Raw genomic sequence first — 16778 nt, 5'->3', positions numbered from 1 at the left:
TTACGAGAGGATCGAGCGATGTCTGCATTCAACCGGCAATTCAAGCTCAGTGGCATGGTCGCCCCCCAGGATCAGTTTCACCAGCTCATCGGCAGCACAGCGGCCCTGGCCGCAGCCCCCGATGTGCACTTCATCGCCCCGACGGTGTTGGACGTGAACATTGTCCATCCAACGCAGAAGGTCATCCACATTCCGCAGTACGCCGACACGGTGGTGGGTGAGGCCGCAGGGCGCTACGACCCGGCGGGCGACTGCCAGGGCTATTTCATGTCGTACAAATTCCAGCCCAACAACAACTGCTACGCCTATGGCTGCAACATCACCCCCAACACCTTCCCGCAGCCGGGCCGGCGCAGTGGCTACCAACTGGTGGGTGACGACTTCAAGAAGCCCTTCGACGAGATCGGCAAGCTGGTCAGCGACTATGCGGTGAAGGACGGCTTGCAACTGGCCGGGCGTACATTCGAGGAACTGATGCAGTTCAAGTCGAGCAAGCAGGGTACCAACCCTGGCGGTCTCGGTGCCGGTTACCTCGGTGGCCACTTCGTGGCGTTGATGATTTCCCCGGCAGGTGATGGCGGCTGGCCGGGCGACTATCACTGGGCGCGCTGCGACAACTCATCCGCTGCCTGTAATTCGTGGTCGCAGAAAGATGGTGGTGACCAGGTCACCAACTTCGACTTTGCCGGCAAACCGATCAGCAACCCGATGGAGGCCAACTGGACCGTCAACCAGGGCCCGGTGTCGAAAACCGATGACCGTGCGCTGATCGCCGAGTACGACTTCTACTGCTTCATGTTCGTGCCTGAGCAAGGTGTGAACATCATCTGACCACGCCCTTGGCGCCGGGTATTCAGGGCTCCTGGATACCCAGCGCCTTCAGCCGCCGGTACAGGGTGCGTTCGCTCATGCCCAGGTGCTGCGCCAGCTCGCTGCGTGAACCTTCAAAACGCTCCAGCGCCCCGGCCAGTTCGCCCAGCTGCCGGCGCGCCCGTGGCCGGCGTTCGGCGGGTGCTGCCGCTGCAGCTTCATGCATGTCGTCGGGCAGGTGCTCAAGGCGAATCACGCCGTCATCGGCGAATAGCCGGGCGCGCTCGAGGATGTTGCGCAGTTCGCGAATGTTCCCCGGGAAGCCATACAACGCCAGGCGTTGCAGTGCCTGATCATCGATGCACGGCGCAGTGTTGCCGGCCATGCGCCGCAACAGGCTTTCGACCAGCAATGGCAGGTCATCGATACGTTCGCGCAAGGCAGGCAGGCGGATAGGGAAACCACTGATGCGGTAGTACAGGTCTTCGCGGAAGGTGCCGGCACTGGCCATGGCCTTCAACGGTTTGTGGGTTGCCGAGACCAGGCGAAAGTCCGAGTGCACGGTGCGCGTGCTGCCCACCGGGCGAAAGCTGCCCGACTCGATCAGGCGCAGCAGCTTCACCTGCATCGCCAGCGGCACTTCGCCGATTTCGTCGAGGAACAGCGTGCCGCCATGGGCGGCTTCGGCCAGGCCGATCTTGCGTTGGCTGGCGCCGGTGAAGGCGCCCTTCTCGTAGCCGAACAGCTCGCTTTCGAACAGCGATTCGGTCAACCCGGTGCAGTCCACCACCACCAGCGGGCCGTTGGCCCGAGGGCTACCCAGGTGCAGGGCGCGGGCGAACAGTTCCTTGCCGGTACCCGACTCGCCCTGCAGCAACACCGGAATCTGTGCCGGTGCCGCACGTTGCAGGCTGGCAACCGCCTGCTTGAACGCCGGTGCCCGGCCCACCAGGCCGTTCTGTTGTGGCTGCGCCGAAGCCAGGGTGACGCTGGCCAGGCGTTCGACGAAGGCCACCACCCTGCCCTGTTCGTCGAGGATCGGGCGCAGCTCAACATCCACATGCTCCGGCCCGCGCGGGGTGTGGTGAATGTGCAGCACGCGCTCGGGCACCTTGCTGGCCAGTGACTTGCGCAGCGGGCAGTGTTCGCCGGCCTGGTCGCAGGGCACGGCATAGTGGTGCGAGACGCGGTGGCATTTTTCGCCCAGCGGCGCCTGCTCGCCGGTTGCGAACTGGCGGCGGTACGCGGCGTTGGCGGCAAGGATGTTGTAGTCGGTATCCAGCACGATGCTCGGCAGGGCATCGTGTTCGAGGTAGGACACCAGCGCGAGGATCGCGGGGTGGGCAGCGGTGAGCATGGCAGTACCAGGTGGGTGACCGGCCGAGGGTAGCAAGGACTGCCAAACACTGCCATTGGCTGACAGTCGACTGCCAGAATGTGTCACTTATGCTGACACACATACAGGCTCAGGCCTTCAGAGCCCAGGGGCTGCTTTGCGCCCCTTCGCGGGCAAGCCCGCTCCCACAGGACCGCGCAAAGCCTTGGTTAGCGCAGGCCCCTGTGGGAGCGGGCTTGCCCGCGAAGGGCTGCAAAGCAGCCGCAAAAAAGGCGATGAAATATCCAGCGCCAGGCACGATTGCTCATCCGAAACGCTGGCATGCATCTTGATAAAGCTGTGTTCACTGCCTAAGCCTGAACAAGGCCCGGTGGATAACTGGAGAGTGCAATGATCATCGGCAACAACCTTCACGTCGAAGCCCTGTTCGACCAGGCGACTTCGACCCTCAGCTACCTGGTGATGGATGGCCAGACGCGCCAGTGTGCGCTGATCGACAGCGTGCTGGACTACGACCCAAAGTCGGGGCGCACCTGCACGGCCTCGGCCGATCGGCTGATTGCCCTGGTCGAGCAGCTGGATGCCAAGGTGCAGTGGATTCTGGAAACCCACGTGCATGCCGATCACCTGTCGGCGGCGGCTTATCTGAAGAGCAAGCTGGGCGGCCATATCGGCATCGGCGCTCAGATCACCCAGGTGCAGAAGACCTTCGCCAGCCTGTTCAATGAAGCGCCAGGCTTTGCCCGGGATGGCAGCCAGTTCGACGTCTTGTTCGAAGACGAGGAAGGCTTTCGTATCGGCAACCTGCACGCTCGCGCCTTGCACACCCCCGGCCACACGCCAGCCTGCATGAGCTACCTGGTGGAGGACGCAGGCGAAAAGGCCGTGTTCGTCGGCGACACCTTGTTTTCGCCAGACTACGGCACCGCCCGCTGCGACTTCCCCGGCGCCAGCGCCCGCACCCTGTACCGTTCGATCCGTCGCCTGCTGGCCTTCCCCGACCCTACCCGCCTGTTCCTGTGCCACGACTACCTGCCCGGCGGGCGTGAGCTGCAGTACCACACCACCGTGGCCGAGCAGCGCGCCAGCAACGTGCACATTCACCAGGGGGTCAGCGAAGACAGCTTCGTGGCCATGCGCGAAGCCCGCGACGCGACCCTCGACATGCCGTTGCTGATATTGCCATCGGTGCAGGTCAACATGCGCAGCGGGCAGTTGCCGGAACCTGAAGCGAACGGCGTCAGCTACCTGAAGATTCCATTGAACAAGCTGTAGAGCGTTATTAGCCGGGAAAGAAACCGGTACTCAATGGCCTGTAGTAGCGGCTTTAGCCGCGAAGCAGGCGACGCGCTGGATGGCACCGGCTTTGCCGGTGTTCGCGGCTGAAGCCGCTCCTACAGGTTCATGCCAGCATCCGCACATAACGAGATCCACCAAGGAACACCGCCATGCCTGCCCCGCTGTCCCCCACCTCACCCACCACCGGCCACCACAAGGTCTTGATCGTCGGTGCCGGTGCCGCCGGTATCGCCACCGCCGCGAGCCTTCGGGCGCGCGACCCGTCGCTGGATATCGCCCTGATCGACCCCGCCGAGGTGCACTACTACCAGCCCGGCTGGACCATGGTCGGCGCCGGTGTATTCAACGCTCCGAGCACCGCCCGTGCCATGGCTGCCACCCTGCCCCGCGGCGTGCACTGGATCAAGGCCCGGGTCGAAAGCTTCGACCCGCAAGGGCATAAGGTCCTGCTCGAAGGTGGCCGCGCTGTGGGTTACGAGCAACTGGTGGTATGCCCCGGCTTGAAGCTGGACTGGGATGCCATCGAAGGCCTGGACGAAACCCTCGGGCGCAACGGCGTCACCTCCAACTACCGCTACGACCTGGCGCCTTACACCTGGCAACTGGTGCAAAACCTGAAACAGGGCCGTGCCCTGTTCACCCAACCGCCGATGCCGATCAAATGCGCCGGCGCACCGCAGAAAGCCCTGTACCTGTCGTGCGACCACTGGCTGCGCAGCGGCCTGCTGGGCGATGTACGCGCCAGCTTCTTCAACGCAGGTAACGTGCTGTTCGGTGTGCCCGACTACGTGCCGGCGCTGATGAGCTACATCGACAAGTACGCCATCGACCTCAATTACCAGCACCGCCTTGCTGCGGTGGATGGCCCGAACCAGCGCGCCACCTTCGTTCGTACCCTGCCCGATGGCAGCAGCGAAACCCGTGTCGAGTCCTTCGACATGCTGCATGTGGTGCCGCCACAAGTGGCGCCGGAGTTCATCCGCCACAGCCCGCTGGCCGATGCCGCCGGTTGGGTCGATGTCGACCCGCATACCCTGCGCCACCGCAGCTTCGGCAATATTCACGCGCTGGGCGATGTGGCCAACACCAGTAACGCCAAGACCGCCGCCGCGGCGCGCAAGCAGGCGCCGGTAGTGGCCAACAATGTGCTGCAGGCCCTTGGCCGGCTGCCTACCCTGGCGCATTACGATGGCTACGGTTCGTGCCCGTTGACGGTGGAGCGCGGCAAGATCGTGCTGGCCGAGTTCACCTATGGCGGCAAGCTGGCACCAAGCTTCCCGCGCTGGCTGCTCGATGGCCGCAAGCCGACCCGCCTGGCCTGGCTGCTCAAGGCCCAAGTGCTGCCGCCGTTGTACTGGCAGGCCATGCTCAAGGGGCGTGAGTGGCTGGCGCGGCCACAACCGATGGCCGAGGCCAAGCCGTGATCGAACAGCAACTGCTGGGCGCCGGGCTGGGCGCGATCATTGGCACGGTGCTGGCGCTGACCGGCGCCGGTGGTGGAATTCTTGCGGTGCCGCTGCTGGTGTTCGGGCTGGGCCTGAGCATGGTCGAGGCGGCCCCGGTCGGCCTGCTGGCCGTGGGCATGGCGGCGATGGTGGGTGCCGTACTCGGGTTGCGTGAAGGGTTGGTACGCTACCGCGCCGCGCTGTTCATTGCGCTGATCGGCATCGCTGCCGCGCCCTTCGGCCTGATGCTGGCGCACCGGCTGCCCAACACACCGTTGGCGCTGGTGTTCGCCGGGGTGCTGGTGTACGCCTGCCTGCGCATCTGGCGCAAGGCGGCCAGGGAGTTGCGCGGTGAAGCCAATGATGCCCACCGCTTCATCGAACCCTGCGTACTCAACCCGTTGCAGGGCCGCTTGCGCTGGACCCTGCCCTGCGCCCGGGCGCTGGCGTTTACCGGGCTGATGTCCGGGCTGTTGTCGGGCCTGCTGGGGGTGGGCGGTGGTTTCGTGATCATTCCGGCGTTGAACCGCTACACCAACCTGCGCATGAAGAGCATCGTCTCCACGTCGCTGGCGGTGATCGCCCTGGTGTCCACCGGCAGCGTGGTCAGCGCCAGCTTGGCCGGGGTGATGCACTGGCAGGTGGGCGCGCCCTTTGCCGTGGGCGCGGTCATCGGATTGTTGCTGGCCCGCCCACTGGCCGCACGCATCGCCGGCCCGCGCCTGCAGCAGTTGTTCGCCGTGGCGGGCTGGGCGGCGGCGCTGCTGCTGGCTGGCAAGGCGCTATTCGGCTAGCAGCTCGTCCTGCTCGGCGGCGCACAGCGCCAGCAGGTAGTCCCATACCACCCGCAGGCGCACCGACTTGTGCAGCTCGCGCCGGGTACAGATCCAGTAGCTGCGCTGGATGGTCTCGCTGGGCAGCACCCGCACCAGCCTGGGATCGTGGCGGGCCATGTAGTTGGGCAGCACGGCGATGCCCAGCCCGGCCTGGGCGGCATGCTGCTGGGCGATCACGCTGGTGCTGCGAAACACCACGTTGGGTGCCCGGCAGAAACTGTTGAGAAACAGCAGCTCCTGGCTGAACAGCAGGTCGTCGACGTAGCCGATCCAGCTGTGCCGGGCCAGGTCTTCGCGGGTGTTCAGCGGTGGGGCGCGGTCCAGGTAATCCTGGCTTGCATACAGCGCCAGGCGGTAGTCGGTGAGCTTGCGGGTGATCAACAGGTCGGCGCCGGGGCGTTCCAGGTGGATGCTGATTTCGGCTTCGCGGTTGAGAATGCTGACGAAGCGCGGCACCGCCACCAGCTCCACCTCCAGCCCCGGGTAACGCTGAAACAGCGCCTTCATGCGCGGGGTGAAGAACATGATGCCAATGCCTTCGGTCACCCCCAGGCGGATCTTGCCCAGCGGGGTGATGGCCTGGGTGATTTCTTCCTGCGCCAGCAGGGCGACGTTTTCCATGGCTTCTGCGTGCTTGAGCAGGGCCTGGCCCGAAGGGGTCAGCTCGTAGCCCTGGGCATGCTGGACGAACAGCGCGGTGCCCAGGCTCTGCTCGATGCTTTCGATATGCCGGGCCACGGTGCTGTGGGTGGTGTTGAGGCGCTTGGCTGCGCTGAGCAGGCGGCCGCTGCGCTGCAACTCGAGGAAAAACCGCAGATCGTTCCAGTCGAACATGCTGATCCTTGTGGCTGTTCGTTCAGGCCCTATCGCCGGCAAGCCGGCTCCTACAGGTGCGTCGCTATTCCCGAAGGCTGTGCGGTCCCTGTGGGAGCGGGCTTGCCCGCGAAGAGGCCGGTACAGGTTCACCACTGTGCTAAAACGCACAACGGCTGCGCGAAATCTCGTGTTTCCTCCGCGAAATTAATCAATAAGATGGATCGGGACAAGAATAATAATCAGGCGCGAGGTTGCACATGCCATCAGCCGATTCTGTCTACGACTACGTGGTCGTGGGTGCCGGGCCAGCCGGTTGCCTGCTGGCCAACCGTTTGTCCGCCGACCCCTCCTGCCGCGTACTGCTGCTCGAAGCGGGCGGTCGCGACAACTATCCCTGGATTCACATCCCCGTCGGTTACCTCTACTGCATCGGCAACCCCCGTACCGACTGGTGCTTCAAGACCGAGCCACAAGCCGGCCTGAACGGACGCGCCCTGGGCTACCCACGGGGCAAGGTGCTCGGTGGCTGTTCCTCGATCAACGGCATGATCTACATGCGCGGCCAGGCCGCCGACTACGACCGCTGGGCCGAGTTAGGCAACGACGGCTGGGCGTGGAAGGACGTACTGCCGCTGTTCAAGGCCAGCGAGAACCACTTCGCCGGCGCCAGCGACAGCCACGGCGCCGACGGCGAGTGGCGGGTCGAGCGCCAGCGCTACAGCTGGCCGATCCTCGATGCCTTCCGTGATGCCGCCGAGCAGAGCGGCATCGGCAAGGTCGATGACTTCAATACCGGCGACAACGCAGGCTGTGGATACTTTCAGGTCAACCAGCGCAGCGGTGTGCGCTGGAACTCGGCCAAGGCCTTCCTCAAACCCATCCTCCAACGCCCCAACCTGACCATCCTCACCGGTGTGCAGGTGGACCAGGTATTGCTGAACAACACCCGCGCCCGGGCGGTGAAGGCCTTTTGGCAAGGTGCCTGGCACGAGTTCGGCGCGCGCCGCGAGATCATCCTCTGCGCAGGTTCTGTCGGCTCGCCCGGCATCCTGCAGCGCTCCGGCATCGGCCCGCGCAAGCTGCTCGAAGGCTTGGGCATTGGCGTGCGCCACGACATGCCCGGGGTCGGCGGCAACCTGCAGGACCACCTGCAACTGCGCCTGATCTACCAGATCCGCAACACCCGCACCCTCAACCAGATGGCCAACAGCCTGTGGGGCAAGCTGGGCATGGGCCTGCGCTATGCCTTCGACCGCAGCGGCCCGCTGGCCATGGCGCCAAGCCAGCTGGGCGCGTTCGTGCGCTCGGGCCCCGAGCAGGCCAGCGCCAACCTGCAGTACCACGTGCAGCCGCTGTCGCTGGAACGCTTTGGTGAACCGCTGCACCGCTTCCCGGCGTTCACCGCCTCGGTGTGCAACCTGCGCCCGGCCAGCCGCGGGCGTATCGACATCCGCTCGGCCGACATGCACGCCGCGCCGCTGATCGACCCCAATTACCTCAGCGACCCCGCCGACCTGCGCGTGGCCGCCGACGCCATCCGCATCACCCGGCGCATCGTCCAGGCCCCGGCGCTGGCCGCGTTCGACCCGCGCGAATACCTGCCAGGCCCTGCCCTGCAGAGCGAAGAAGACCTGCACCAGGCTGCCGGGCAAATCGGCACCACCATCTTCCACCCGGTGGGCACCTGCCGCATGGGCAGTGGCGCACTGGATGTTGTGGATAACCAGCTGCGCGTGCACGGCATCCCCGGGCTGCGCGTGGCCGATGCTTCGATCATGCCGCAGATCGTCTCCGGCAATACCTGTTCACCGACATTGATGATCGCCGAAAAGGCGGCGCAGTTGATTCTCAAGGGGGCGCAAACCCAGACCAACCTCAGCGACACCAGCGCGATACCGACGCCCTGACCCAGGGTGCGTGCAACACCGGTGGCCCGCGGTCAGAGCCGCCGACAGTGGAACAACAAGAATAATCACTGTGGCCCACGGGCCGAGGACAGCAACGATGTCGGATTACATTCAAGAGCAAGGCGCGGCTGCCACCAGCGGCAGCCGTCGTGAGGAACGCAAGATCATTTTCGCGTCATCCCTCGGGACAGTGTTCGAGTGGTATGACTTTTTTCTCTATGGCGCCCTGGCTGCGGTCATCAGCAAGCAGTTCTTCGCCGGGGTCAACGACACCACCGCCTTCATCTTCGCCCTGATGGCCTTTGCCGCCGGTTTTCTGGTGCGCCCGTTCGGCGCCCTGGTGTTCGGCCGGCTGGGTGACATGATCGGGCGCAAGTACACCTTCCTGGTGACCATCGTGCTGATGGGCCTGTCGACCTTCGCGGTCGGCCTGCTGCCCACCTACGCCAGCATCGGCATCGCCGCGCCGATCATCCTGGTGGTGCTGCGCATGCTCCAGGGCCTGGCCCTGGGCGGCGAGTACGGCGGCGCTGCCACCTACGTGGCCGAGCATGCCCCCCACGGCAAGCGCGGTTTTCATACCGGCTTCATCCAGTCCACCGCCACCCTTGGCTTGCTGCTGTCGCTGATCGTGGTATTGGCCAGCCGTTACATCAGTGGCGACCAGTTCGAAACCTGGGGCTGGCGCCTGCCGTTCCTGCTGTCGATTTTCCTGCTGGCGATTTCCACCTGGATTCGCATGAGCATGCACGAGTCGCCGGCCTTCGTGAAAATGAAGGCCCAGGGCAAGGTCAGCAAGTCGCCGATCCGTGAGTCGTTCACCTCGTGGCCCAACCTCAAGGTGGTGCTCACCGCGCTGTTCAGCATCAACGCAGGCCAGGCGGTGACCTTCTACACCGCGCAGTTCTACGTGCTGTTCTTCATGACCCAGATGCTCAAGATGGACCCGGCGCAGGCCAACACCCTGCTGATCATCAGCGTGGTGATCGGCGCGCCGTTCTTCGTGTTCTTTGGCTGGCTGTCGGACCGTGTGGGGCGCAAGCCGATCCTGATGCTTGGCCTGCTGCTGGCGACCGTGTGCTACTTCCCGATGTTCAAGGCCCTGAGCCACTACGCCAACCCGCAGATCGACGCCGCCAGCCGCCAGGCGCCGATCGTGGTCAACGCCAACCCGCAGGGCTGCACCTTCCAGTTCGACCCGGTGGGCAAGGCGCGCTTCGATAGCCCGTGCGACAAGGTCAAGACCTTCCTGGTCAAGCAGGGCCTGCCGTACAGCTCGGTGAGCGTGGCTGGCAGCGATGTTTCGGTGAGCATCGGCGACAAGACCATCAATGGCTTTGACGAAGCCGCCATGCGCAGCGCCATCGAGGCGGCCGGCTACCCGGCCAAGGCAGACCCGGCCAACGTCAACGAATTCATGGTGGTGGTGCTGATCGTCGCGATGATCCTGATCGCCACCATGACCTACGGGCCATTGGCGGCGGTGATGGTCGAGCTATTCCCCACGCGCATCCGCTACACCTCGATGTCCCTGCCCTACCACATCGGCAACGGCTGGTTCGGCGGCTTCCTGCCGACGGTGTCGTTCGCGCTGGTGGTGTACACCGGGGATATCTTCTACGGGCTGTGGTACCCGGTGCTGATTACCGGGGTGAGCCTGGTGGTGGGGATCTTCTGCCTGAAGGAAACCAAGGATGTGGATATCGACAAGGTCTGACAGCGTGGGAGCGGGGCAAGCCCGCTCCCACGATTCCCTCACCTGCACAGGCACAAAAAAACCGGCGTAAAAGCCGGTTTTTTTATCGCGCGAAAAAACTTATGCACGATTTTCAGAAAAACGTCATACACAGAAATAAATAGCAAATTCAATTACTTAGCTATGGTTTGAGACGTTTAATCCAAAAATTGTCAACAAGTTATCCACAGATGTTCAGGCGCTCTGCTGCTCGGGGTTTTGCGCCACCGGCGGCAGCGAACCCATGGCCCGCTGGGTGGCCTCGTTCCACGCCTGGGCGCGGTCGTTGAGCTCGGCAATGGCTCGCGGCCCGCTGCCTTCGGCGTACATCGGCTCGCCGATGACGATCTCGATGGTGCCCGGGCGCTTGCCCCAACCCTCACGGGGCCAGAACTTGCCGGCATTGTGGGCAATCGGCAGCACCGGCAGGCCGGCGTTCACCGCCAAGGCAGTACCGCCGCGGGAGAACTTGCCGATCTGGCCGTGGGGTACACGGGTCCCTTCGGGGAAGATCAGCACCCAGGTGCCCTGCTTGAGCAGCTCGTCGCCCTGGCTGGCGACCTGGCGCAGCGCTTCTTTAGGGTTTTTCCGGTCGATGGCGATCGGCCGCAGCATGGCCATGGCCCAGCCGAAGAACGGCATGTACAGCAGCTCGCGCTTGAGCACCTGGCTCAGCGGCGAGAAGTACGCCGACAGGAAGAACGTCTCCCAGGTGCTCTGGTGGTTCGACAGGATCACACAGGGCACTTGCGGCACGTTCTCGGCACCGGTGACCTTGTAGTTGATGCCAAGGATGGTGCGCGCCAGGAACAGCGCACAGCGGCACCAGTACACGTTGATGAACCGGTAGCGCTTGGCGAACGGCAAGAACGGCGCGATGAAGAAGCTCAGCGAGCACCAGAGTACCGAGCTGGTACCCAACAGCAGGTAAAAAAGAAAGATTCTGATCGCCTGCAGGATCGACATAGTGGCAAGTACCGTTGCGGGGCAAAGCCCGCCCAATGAAAAGTGCGCCGCCTGGGCGCACTCTTTTAAATAAGTTCTCTGGCGATAGCCGCCAGATCGTCGAAAATCAGTGTAGATTCCGGGACACCTTTTTCCAGGGTCCTCTGGCCCTTGCCGGTTTTAACCAACACGGGTTGTGCATCGACGGCCAGCGCCGCCTCCAGGTCACCTTTGCTGTCACCGACAAACCACACGCCGGCCAGGGGTACCTGGTAGTGCTCGGCGATTGTCCGCAGCATGCCGGGCTTGGGTTTGCGGCAATCGCAACCCTCGTCCGGGCCGTGCGGGCAATGCACGATCAAGCCGACTTCACCGCCCTGCTCGGCCACCAGCGCGCGCAAACGCGCATGCATGGCCTCGAGGGTTTGCAGCGGGTAGTAGCCGCGGGCAATGCCGGACTGGTTGGTGGCCACGGCCACCGTCCAGCCGGCCTTGCTCAACTGCGCGATGGCCTCGATCGAGCCGGGAATGGGCAGCCATTCTTCCAGCGACTTGATGTAGGCGTCGGAGTCGAAGTTGATCACCCCGTCCCGGTCGAGAATCAGCAGTTTCAAGGCTTACCCCAGCAGCGAAATGTCGGCCACGCCCAGGAACAGGCCACGCAGGCGGCTGAGCAGGGCATAACGGTTGGCACGTACCTTGGCGTCCTCGGCATTGACCAGCACCGCCTCGAAGAAGGCGTCGACCGGGTCGCGCAGGGCCGCCAGGCGGGCCAGGGCTTCGTTGTACTGGCGCGCAGCGGCCATCGGTTGCACGGCCTGGTCGGCCTGCTGGATGGCCGAGTACAGCGAGAACTCGTTGGCGTTGTCGAAGTACTTCGGCTCGACCTGCTCGGAAATCGCGCCCTCGGCCTTGCTCAGCAGGTTCGACACGCGCTTGTTGGCTGCGGCCAGGGCCTCGGCTTCGGGCAGCTTGCGGAACGCCTGCACCGCCTGCACGCGCTGGTCGAAGTCCAGGGCGGAGCCCGGCTTCAGGGCACGCACCGACAGGTAGGTGGCAACGTCGATGCCTTCGTCTTCGTAGCGCGCACGCAGGCGGTCGAAGATGAATTCCAGCACCTGCTCGGCCAGGCCTGCGGCCTTGACCTTGGCACCGAACTGCTTGACCGCGAAATCGACGGCGGCGGTCAGGTCCAGGTCCAGCTGCTTCTCGATCAGGATGCGCAGCACGCCCAGGGCGGCGCGGCGCAGGGCGTACGGGTCCTTGCTGCCGGTGGGCAGCATGCCGATGCCGAAGATGCCGACCAGGGTGTCGAGCTTGTCGGCGATGGCCACGGCAGCACCGGTCAGGGTGTGCGGCAGCTCGGCGCCGGCACCGCGCGGCATGTACTGCTCGTTCAGGGCCAGGGCGACGTCTTCCGGCTCGCCGTCATTGAGGGCGTAGTAGTAGCCGGCGATGCCCTGCATTTCAGGGAATTCACCGACCATTTCCGAGGCCAGGTCGCACTTGGACAGCAGGCCGGCACGGCCGGCGTTGGCAGCGCTGCCGCCGATGTACGGGGCAATGAAGGCGGCCAGCTTGGAGACGCGCTCGGCCTTGTCGAACACCGTGCCCAGCTGGGCCTGGAACACCACGTTCTTCAGGCGCTCGTTGAAGGTCTCGAGCGGCTGCTTCTTGTCCTGCTTGAAGAAGAACTCGGCGTCGGTCAGGCGCGGGCGCACGACCTTCTCGTTACCCAGCACGATCTGCTTGGGGTCACGGCTCTCGACGTTGGCCACGGTGATGAAGCGCGGCAGCAGCTTGCCTTCGCTGTCCAGCAGGCAGAAGTACTTCTGGTTGTCCTGCATGGTGGTGATCAGGGCTTCTTGCGGCACTTCGAGGAAACGCTCCTCGAACGAGCACACCAGCGGCACTGGCCACTCGACCAGCGCGGTCACTTCGTCCAGCAGTGCCGGCGGCACGATGGCGCTGCCTTCTTGCTGCATGGCGAGCTCTGCAGTGCGCTTGCTGATCAGCTCGCGGCGCTCGGCGAAGTCGGCCAGCACGTAGGCCTTGCGCAGGTCTTCGCAGTAGTTGGCAGGCGCCGTGATGGCGACGTTTTGCGGGTGGTGGAAGCGGTGGCCACGGGACTCGCGGCCGGCTTTTTGCGAGAGGATGGTGCAATCCACCACCTGCTCGCCCAGCAGCATCACCAGCCATTGCGTGGGGCGCACGAACTCTTCACGGCTGGCGGCCCAGCGCATGCGCTTGGGAATCGGCAGGTCGTTCAGCGAGTCTTCGACGATGGTTGGCAGCAGGCTGGCGGTAGCCTTGCCCGGGATGTGCTGGGAGAAACGCAGCTTCGGGCCGCTCTGGTCTATATCCGAAAGCTCCACGCCGCACTTCTTGGCAAAGCCCAGGGCAGCCTGGGTCGGTTGCCCTTCGGCGTTGAAGGCGGCCTGCAGGGGCGGGCCGTCGATGTTGATGCTGCGGTCCGGCTGCTGCACGTCCAGCTGGCGGATCAGCACGGCCAGGCGGCGCGGTGCGGCGTACACCTGCTTGCCGGTGTAGTTCAGGCCAGCGGCCTGCAGGCCTTTTTCGATGCCGGCCAGGAAGGCGTCGCCCAGGGTTGCCAGGGCTTTGGGTGGCAGCTCTTCGGTGCCCAGTTCAACCAGGAAATCTTGAGCACTCATTGTGCAGCCTCCAGCTTAGCCAACACTTCATCACGCAGTTCGGGGGTGGCCATCGGGAAGCCCAGGCGGGCACGGGCTTGCAGATAGCTTTGGGCGACGTCACGGGCGAGCGTGCGCACGCGCAGGATGTAACGCTGGCGCTCGGTCACCGAGATGGCGCGGCGGGCATCCAGCAGGTTGAAGGTGTGCGAGGCCTTCAGGACCATTTCGTAGGTCGGCAGCGGCAGCTCCAGCTTGATCAGGCGGTTGGCTTCGCTTTCGTAGAAGTCGAACAGTTCGAACAGCTTCTCGACGTTGGCGTGCTCGAAGTTGTAGGTGGACTGCTCCACTTCGTTCTGGTGGAACACGTCACCGTAGGTGACCTTGCCGAACGGGCCGTCGGCCCACACCAGGTCGTACACCGAGTCGACGCCCTGGATGTACATGGCCAGGCGCTCCAGGCCGTAGGTGATTTCACCGGTGACCGGGTAGCACTCGATGCCGCCGACCTGCTGGAAGTAGGTGAACTGGGTCACCTCCATGCCGTTCAGCCAGATCTCCCAGCCCAGGCCCCAGGCGCCGAGGGTCGGCGATTCCCAGTTGTCTTCGACGAAGCGGATGTCGTGAACCAGCGGGTCCAGGCCGATGGCTTTCAGCGAGCCGAGGTACAGCTCCTGGAAGTTGGCCGGGTTGGGCTTCAGAACCACCTGGAACTGGTAGTAATGCTGCAGGCGGTTGGGGTTTTCGCCATAGCGACCGTCACCCGGGCGACGGCTGGGCTGCACGTAGGCGGCGTTCCAGGTTTCCGGGCCGACGGCGCGCAGGAAGGTCGCGGTATGGAAAGTGCCGGCGCCTACTTCCATATCGTAGGGCTGAAGCACCACACAACCTTGAGCTGCCCAGTAGTTCTGCAGGGCGAGGATCAGGTCTTGGAAGGTACGCACGGCTGGCGTAGGCTGGCTCACGAAATTCACCTGTATCTGGGGATGCGGATGTAAAGAGCGGGAGTATAACCCGATTCGCCTCGCCCTCTACGTATTGGAGCCTTATGCCACGCTGCTTTTGGTGTTCCGACGACCCGTTGTACCAGGCCTACCACGACCATGAGTGGGGAACGCCGCAGCGTGACCCGGCGTTGCTGTTCGAGATGCTTTTGCTCGAAGGGTTCCAGGCGGGCCTGTCGTGGATCACGGTTTTACGCAAGCGCGAGCGCTACCGTGAGGTGCTGCACGGCTTCGACCCGGTCAAGCTGGCGGCTTTGAGCGACGAGTACATCGAGGAGCTGATGCACGACCCCGGCATCATCCGCAACCGCCTCAAGCTCAAGGCCGTGCGGCGCAACGCCCAGGCCTGGCTGGCTGTGGATAACCCCGGGCAGTGGCTGTGGTCGTTCGTCGGCGGGGCGCCAAAGATCAACCACTTCACTGGCCGCAGCGACGTGCCGGCGGTCACCGACGAGGCCAAGGCCATGAGCAAGGCGCTGCAGAAAGCCGGCTTCACCTTCGTCGGGCCGACCATCTGCTACGCCTTCATGCAGGCCACCGGCATGGTCATGGACCACACCACCGACTGCGATCGCTACGCCGCGCTGCTGCGCTGACGCGGTACAATGCGCGCCTTGCTGAAATAAGGAATTCGCCTGTGGAAAAGTTCAAGGGCGCCCTGATGGTCGGGGTGCTGCGCCTGTTCGCCAAGCTGCCCTGGGGTGCTGTGCAGCGCGTTGGCGCCGGTATCGGCTGGCTGATGTGGAAAGTGCCCAACAGTTCGCGCAACGTGGTGCGCATCAACCTGGCCAAGTGTTTCCCCCAGATGGACCCTGCCGAGCGTGAGCAACTGGTCGGCCGTGCGCTGCGCGACATCGGCAAGTCGTTCGTCGAGAGCGCCTGCGCCTGGATCTGGCCGCCGCAGCGTTCGCTGGAGCTGGTCAAGGAAGTGCACGGGCTGGAGGTGCTGGAGCAGGCCCTGGCCTCGGGCAAGGGTGTGGTGGGTATCACCAGCCACCTGGGCAACTGGGAGGTGCTCAACCACTTCTATTGCAACCAGTGCAAACCGATCATCTTCTACCGCCCGCCCAAGCTCAAGGCGGTGGATGACCTGCTGCGCGAGCAGCGGGTGCAGATGGGCAACCGCGTGGCGCCTTCGACCAAAGAAGGCATTCTCAGCGTGATCAAGGAAGTGCGCCGCGGCGGCCAGGTGGGCATTCCGGCCGACCCGGAGCCGGCCGAGTCGGCGGGTGTGTTCGTGCCGTTTCTGGGTACCCAGGCGCTGACCAGCAAGTTCGTGCCGAACATGCTGGCCGGCGGCAAGGCGGTGGGGGTGTTCCTGCACGCGCTGCGCCTGCCGGATGGTTCGGGCTTCAAGGTGTTCCTCGAAGCGGCGCCGGAAGAGATGTACAGCACCGACGTGAACGTATCGGCAGCGGCGATGAGCCAGGTGGTCGAGCGCTATGTGCGCGAGTACCCGAGCCAGTACATGTGGAGCATGAAGCGCTTCAAGAAGCGCCCGGCTGGCGAGGCGCGCTGGTATTGAGCCTCTGCCTGCTGGAGCAGGTAACCTTGTGGGAGCGGGCTTGCCCGCGAAGCAGGCACCGCGGTGCATGGCACCGGCTTCGCCGGTGTTCGCGGTGGTCCGGCACCCCGGCAAGCCCGCTCCCACAGGGATTGCGGTGTCTTGAGGGGGAGCGTCAGCTTGAGGTCTTGTTGAGCTTCTTCAGAAAAACAGTCATCTCTTTCTCGGCCTGCTTGTCCCCATGGGCGTGCGCCGCCACGATCCCGTCTTCCCAGGCCTTGCGCGCCGCCGCCAGGTCACCGATCAGCTGATACGCCTTGCCCAGCAGCTTCCACGCCGCCGAATACTTCGGGTCCTGCTCCACACAGCGCGCCAGGTGCGCAGCCGCTTCAGCGCCATTGCCCTCGTCCAGCCAGGCCTTGCCCAGGCCAAAGCGCAGCAGCGGGTTATCCACACCCTTGGCCAGCATCTTTTCCAACGATTCGCGCAT

The 16778-nt window shown here is 64.4% G+C and carries 15 protein-coding genes; 8 read left to right on the top strand and 7 right to left on the bottom strand.

The features are described from left to right. Positions 1-18 precede the first annotated feature (18 nt). The gene (locus tag KSS93_RS01935) at positions 19-831 is read left to right on the top strand and encodes a hypothetical protein (RefSeq protein ID WP_217886937.1); all 813 of its coding nucleotides are present in this window, start codon (positions 19-21) and stop codon (positions 829-831) included. A 22-nt stretch (positions 832-853) separates the two neighbouring features. On the opposite strand, the gene KSS93_RS01930 is transcribed toward KSS93_RS01935, so the two are convergent. After that, positions 854-2167: a sigma-54 interaction domain-containing protein gene (locus KSS93_RS01930; RefSeq protein ID WP_217886936.1), complete on the bottom strand. Its 1314-nt coding sequence runs from the start codon at positions 2165-2167 to the stop codon at positions 854-856. Between the two features lie 369 nt (positions 2168-2536). Here KSS93_RS01930 and KSS93_RS01925 point away from each other — a divergent pair, with 369 nt between their 5' ends. The 3 genes from KSS93_RS01925 (at position 2537) to KSS93_RS01915 (ending at position 5684) form a co-directional block, all read left to right on the top strand. Then, the gene (locus KSS93_RS01925) at positions 2537-3421 is read left to right on the top strand and encodes an MBL fold metallo-hydrolase (RefSeq protein ID WP_217886935.1); all 885 of its coding nucleotides are present in this window, start codon (positions 2537-2539) and stop codon (positions 3419-3421) included. A 173-nt stretch (positions 3422-3594) separates the two neighbouring features. Beyond that, positions 3595-4869 carry an NAD(P)/FAD-dependent oxidoreductase gene (locus KSS93_RS01920; protein ID WP_217886934.1) on the top strand — a complete coding sequence of 425 codons (1275 nt, stop codon included), beginning with the start codon at positions 3595-3597 and terminating at the stop codon, positions 4867-4869. Beyond that, the gene (locus KSS93_RS01915) at positions 4866-5684 is read left to right on the top strand and encodes a sulfite exporter TauE/SafE family protein (RefSeq protein WP_217886933.1); all 819 of its coding nucleotides are present in this window, start codon (positions 4866-4868) and stop codon (positions 5682-5684) included. Before KSS93_RS01920 ends, KSS93_RS01915 begins: the two co-directional genes overlap by 4 nt. Here KSS93_RS01915 and KSS93_RS01910 read toward each other — a convergent pair. After that, the gene (locus KSS93_RS01910) at positions 5673-6560 is read right to left on the bottom strand and encodes a LysR family transcriptional regulator (RefSeq protein WP_217886932.1); all 888 of its coding nucleotides are present in this window, start codon (positions 6558-6560) and stop codon (positions 5673-5675) included. The genes KSS93_RS01915 and KSS93_RS01910 overlap by 12 nt on opposite strands. A 239-nt stretch (positions 6561-6799) precedes the next feature. On the opposite strand from KSS93_RS01910, the gene KSS93_RS01905 reads away from it, so the two are divergent. Together KSS93_RS01905 and KSS93_RS01900 are read left to right on the top strand one after the other, a co-directional pair. Continuing rightward, a complete protein-coding gene (locus KSS93_RS01905; protein ID WP_217886931.1) occupies positions 6800-8449 on the top strand; it encodes a GMC family oxidoreductase in 1650 nt (549 codons plus the stop codon). A gap of 97 nt (positions 8450-8546) precedes the next feature. Beyond that, positions 8547-10166, top strand: a complete 1620-nt coding sequence (locus tag KSS93_RS01900) for an MFS transporter (RefSeq protein ID WP_217841089.1) — start codon at positions 8547-8549, stop codon at positions 10164-10166. 213 nt (positions 10167-10379) lie between these two features. Here the strand turns inward: KSS93_RS01900 and KSS93_RS01895 are convergent, their stop codons facing one another. The 4 genes from KSS93_RS01895 to glyQ form a co-directional block, all read right to left on the bottom strand. Beyond that, the gene (locus KSS93_RS01895; protein ID WP_217886930.1) at positions 10380-11150 is read right to left on the bottom strand and encodes a lysophospholipid acyltransferase family protein; all 771 of its coding nucleotides are present in this window, start codon (positions 11148-11150) and stop codon (positions 10380-10382) included. A 65-nt stretch (positions 11151-11215) separates the two neighbouring features. After that, positions 11216-11743: a D-glycero-beta-D-manno-heptose 1,7-bisphosphate 7-phosphatase gene (gene gmhB, locus KSS93_RS01890; RefSeq protein WP_217841091.1), complete on the bottom strand. Its 528-nt coding sequence runs from the start codon at positions 11741-11743 to the stop codon at positions 11216-11218. Between the two features lie 3 nt (positions 11744-11746). After that, positions 11747-13801 (bottom strand): glycine--tRNA ligase subunit beta, encoded by a 2055-nt coding sequence (gene glyS, locus KSS93_RS01885; RefSeq protein ID WP_217886929.1) that lies wholly within the window; start codon positions 13799-13801, stop codon positions 11747-11749. Continuing rightward, complete coding sequence (gene glyQ, locus KSS93_RS01880) at positions 13798-14745, bottom strand: glycine--tRNA ligase subunit alpha (protein WP_217841093.1); 948 nt, start codon at positions 14743-14745, stop codon at positions 13798-13800. Before glyQ ends, glyS begins: the two co-directional genes overlap by 4 nt. An 83-nt stretch (positions 14746-14828) precedes the next feature. Here glyQ and KSS93_RS01875 point away from each other — a divergent pair, with 83 nt between their 5' ends. Continuing rightward, positions 14829-15380, top strand: coding sequence for a DNA-3-methyladenine glycosylase I (locus KSS93_RS01875; protein WP_217886928.1), 552 nt, complete (start codon positions 14829-14831; stop codon positions 15378-15380). Between the two features lie 41 nt (positions 15381-15421). Next, on the top strand, positions 15422-16309 hold the full coding sequence (locus KSS93_RS01870; RefSeq protein ID WP_217886927.1) for a lysophospholipid acyltransferase: 888 nt from the start codon (positions 15422-15424) through the stop codon (positions 16307-16309). 154 nt (positions 16310-16463) lie between these two features. Here the strand turns inward: KSS93_RS01870 and KSS93_RS01865 are convergent, their stop codons facing one another. After that, entirely contained in the window at positions 16464-16778 is a 315-nt protein-coding gene (locus KSS93_RS01865; protein ID WP_217886926.1) for a tetratricopeptide repeat protein, read from the bottom strand.

The sequence above is a fragment of the Pseudomonas xanthosomatis genome (assembly GCF_019139835.1).
GTDB classification, from domain to species: Bacteria; Pseudomonadota; Gammaproteobacteria; order Pseudomonadales; family Pseudomonadaceae; genus Aquipseudomonas; species Aquipseudomonas fakonensis.
This window is presented reverse-complemented; position numbering and strand designations above follow the sequence as displayed.

What these genes read in the sequence shown, in the direction of transcription:
- KSS93_RS01935 (WP_217886937.1), top strand. Translation starts at nt 19, where the DNA reads ATGTCTGCATTCAACCGGCAATTCAAGCTCAGTGGCATGGTCGCCCCC.
- KSS93_RS01930 (WP_217886936.1), bottom strand. Translation starts at nt 2,167, where the DNA reads ATGCTCACCGCTGCCCACCCCGCGATCCTCGCGCTGGTGTCCTACCTC.
- KSS93_RS01925 (WP_217886935.1), top strand. Translation starts at nt 2,537, where the DNA reads ATGATCATCGGCAACAACCTTCACGTCGAAGCCCTGTTCGACCAGGCG.
- KSS93_RS01920 (WP_217886934.1), top strand. Translation starts at nt 3,595, where the DNA reads ATGCCTGCCCCGCTGTCCCCCACCTCACCCACCACCGGCCACCACAAG.
- KSS93_RS01910 (WP_217886932.1), bottom strand. Translation starts at nt 6,560, where the DNA reads ATGTTCGACTGGAACGATCTGCGGTTTTTCCTCGAGTTGCAGCGCAGC.
- KSS93_RS01905 (WP_217886931.1), top strand. Translation starts at nt 6,800, where the DNA reads ATGCCATCAGCCGATTCTGTCTACGACTACGTGGTCGTGGGTGCCGGG.
- KSS93_RS01900 (WP_217841089.1), top strand. Translation starts at nt 8,547, where the DNA reads ATGTCGGATTACATTCAAGAGCAAGGCGCGGCTGCCACCAGCGGCAGC.
- KSS93_RS01895 (WP_217886930.1), bottom strand. Translation starts at nt 11,150, where the DNA reads ATGTCGATCCTGCAGGCGATCAGAATCTTTCTTTTTTACCTGCTGTTG.
- glyS (WP_217886929.1), bottom strand. Translation starts at nt 13,801, where the DNA reads ATGAGTGCTCAAGATTTCCTGGTTGAACTGGGCACCGAAGAGCTGCCA.
- KSS93_RS01875 (WP_217886928.1), top strand. Translation starts at nt 14,829, where the DNA reads ATGCCACGCTGCTTTTGGTGTTCCGACGACCCGTTGTACCAGGCCTAC.
- KSS93_RS01865 (WP_217886926.1), bottom strand. Translation starts at nt 16,778, where the DNA reads ATGCGCGAATCGTTGGAAAAGATGCTGGCCAAGGGTGTGGATAACCCG.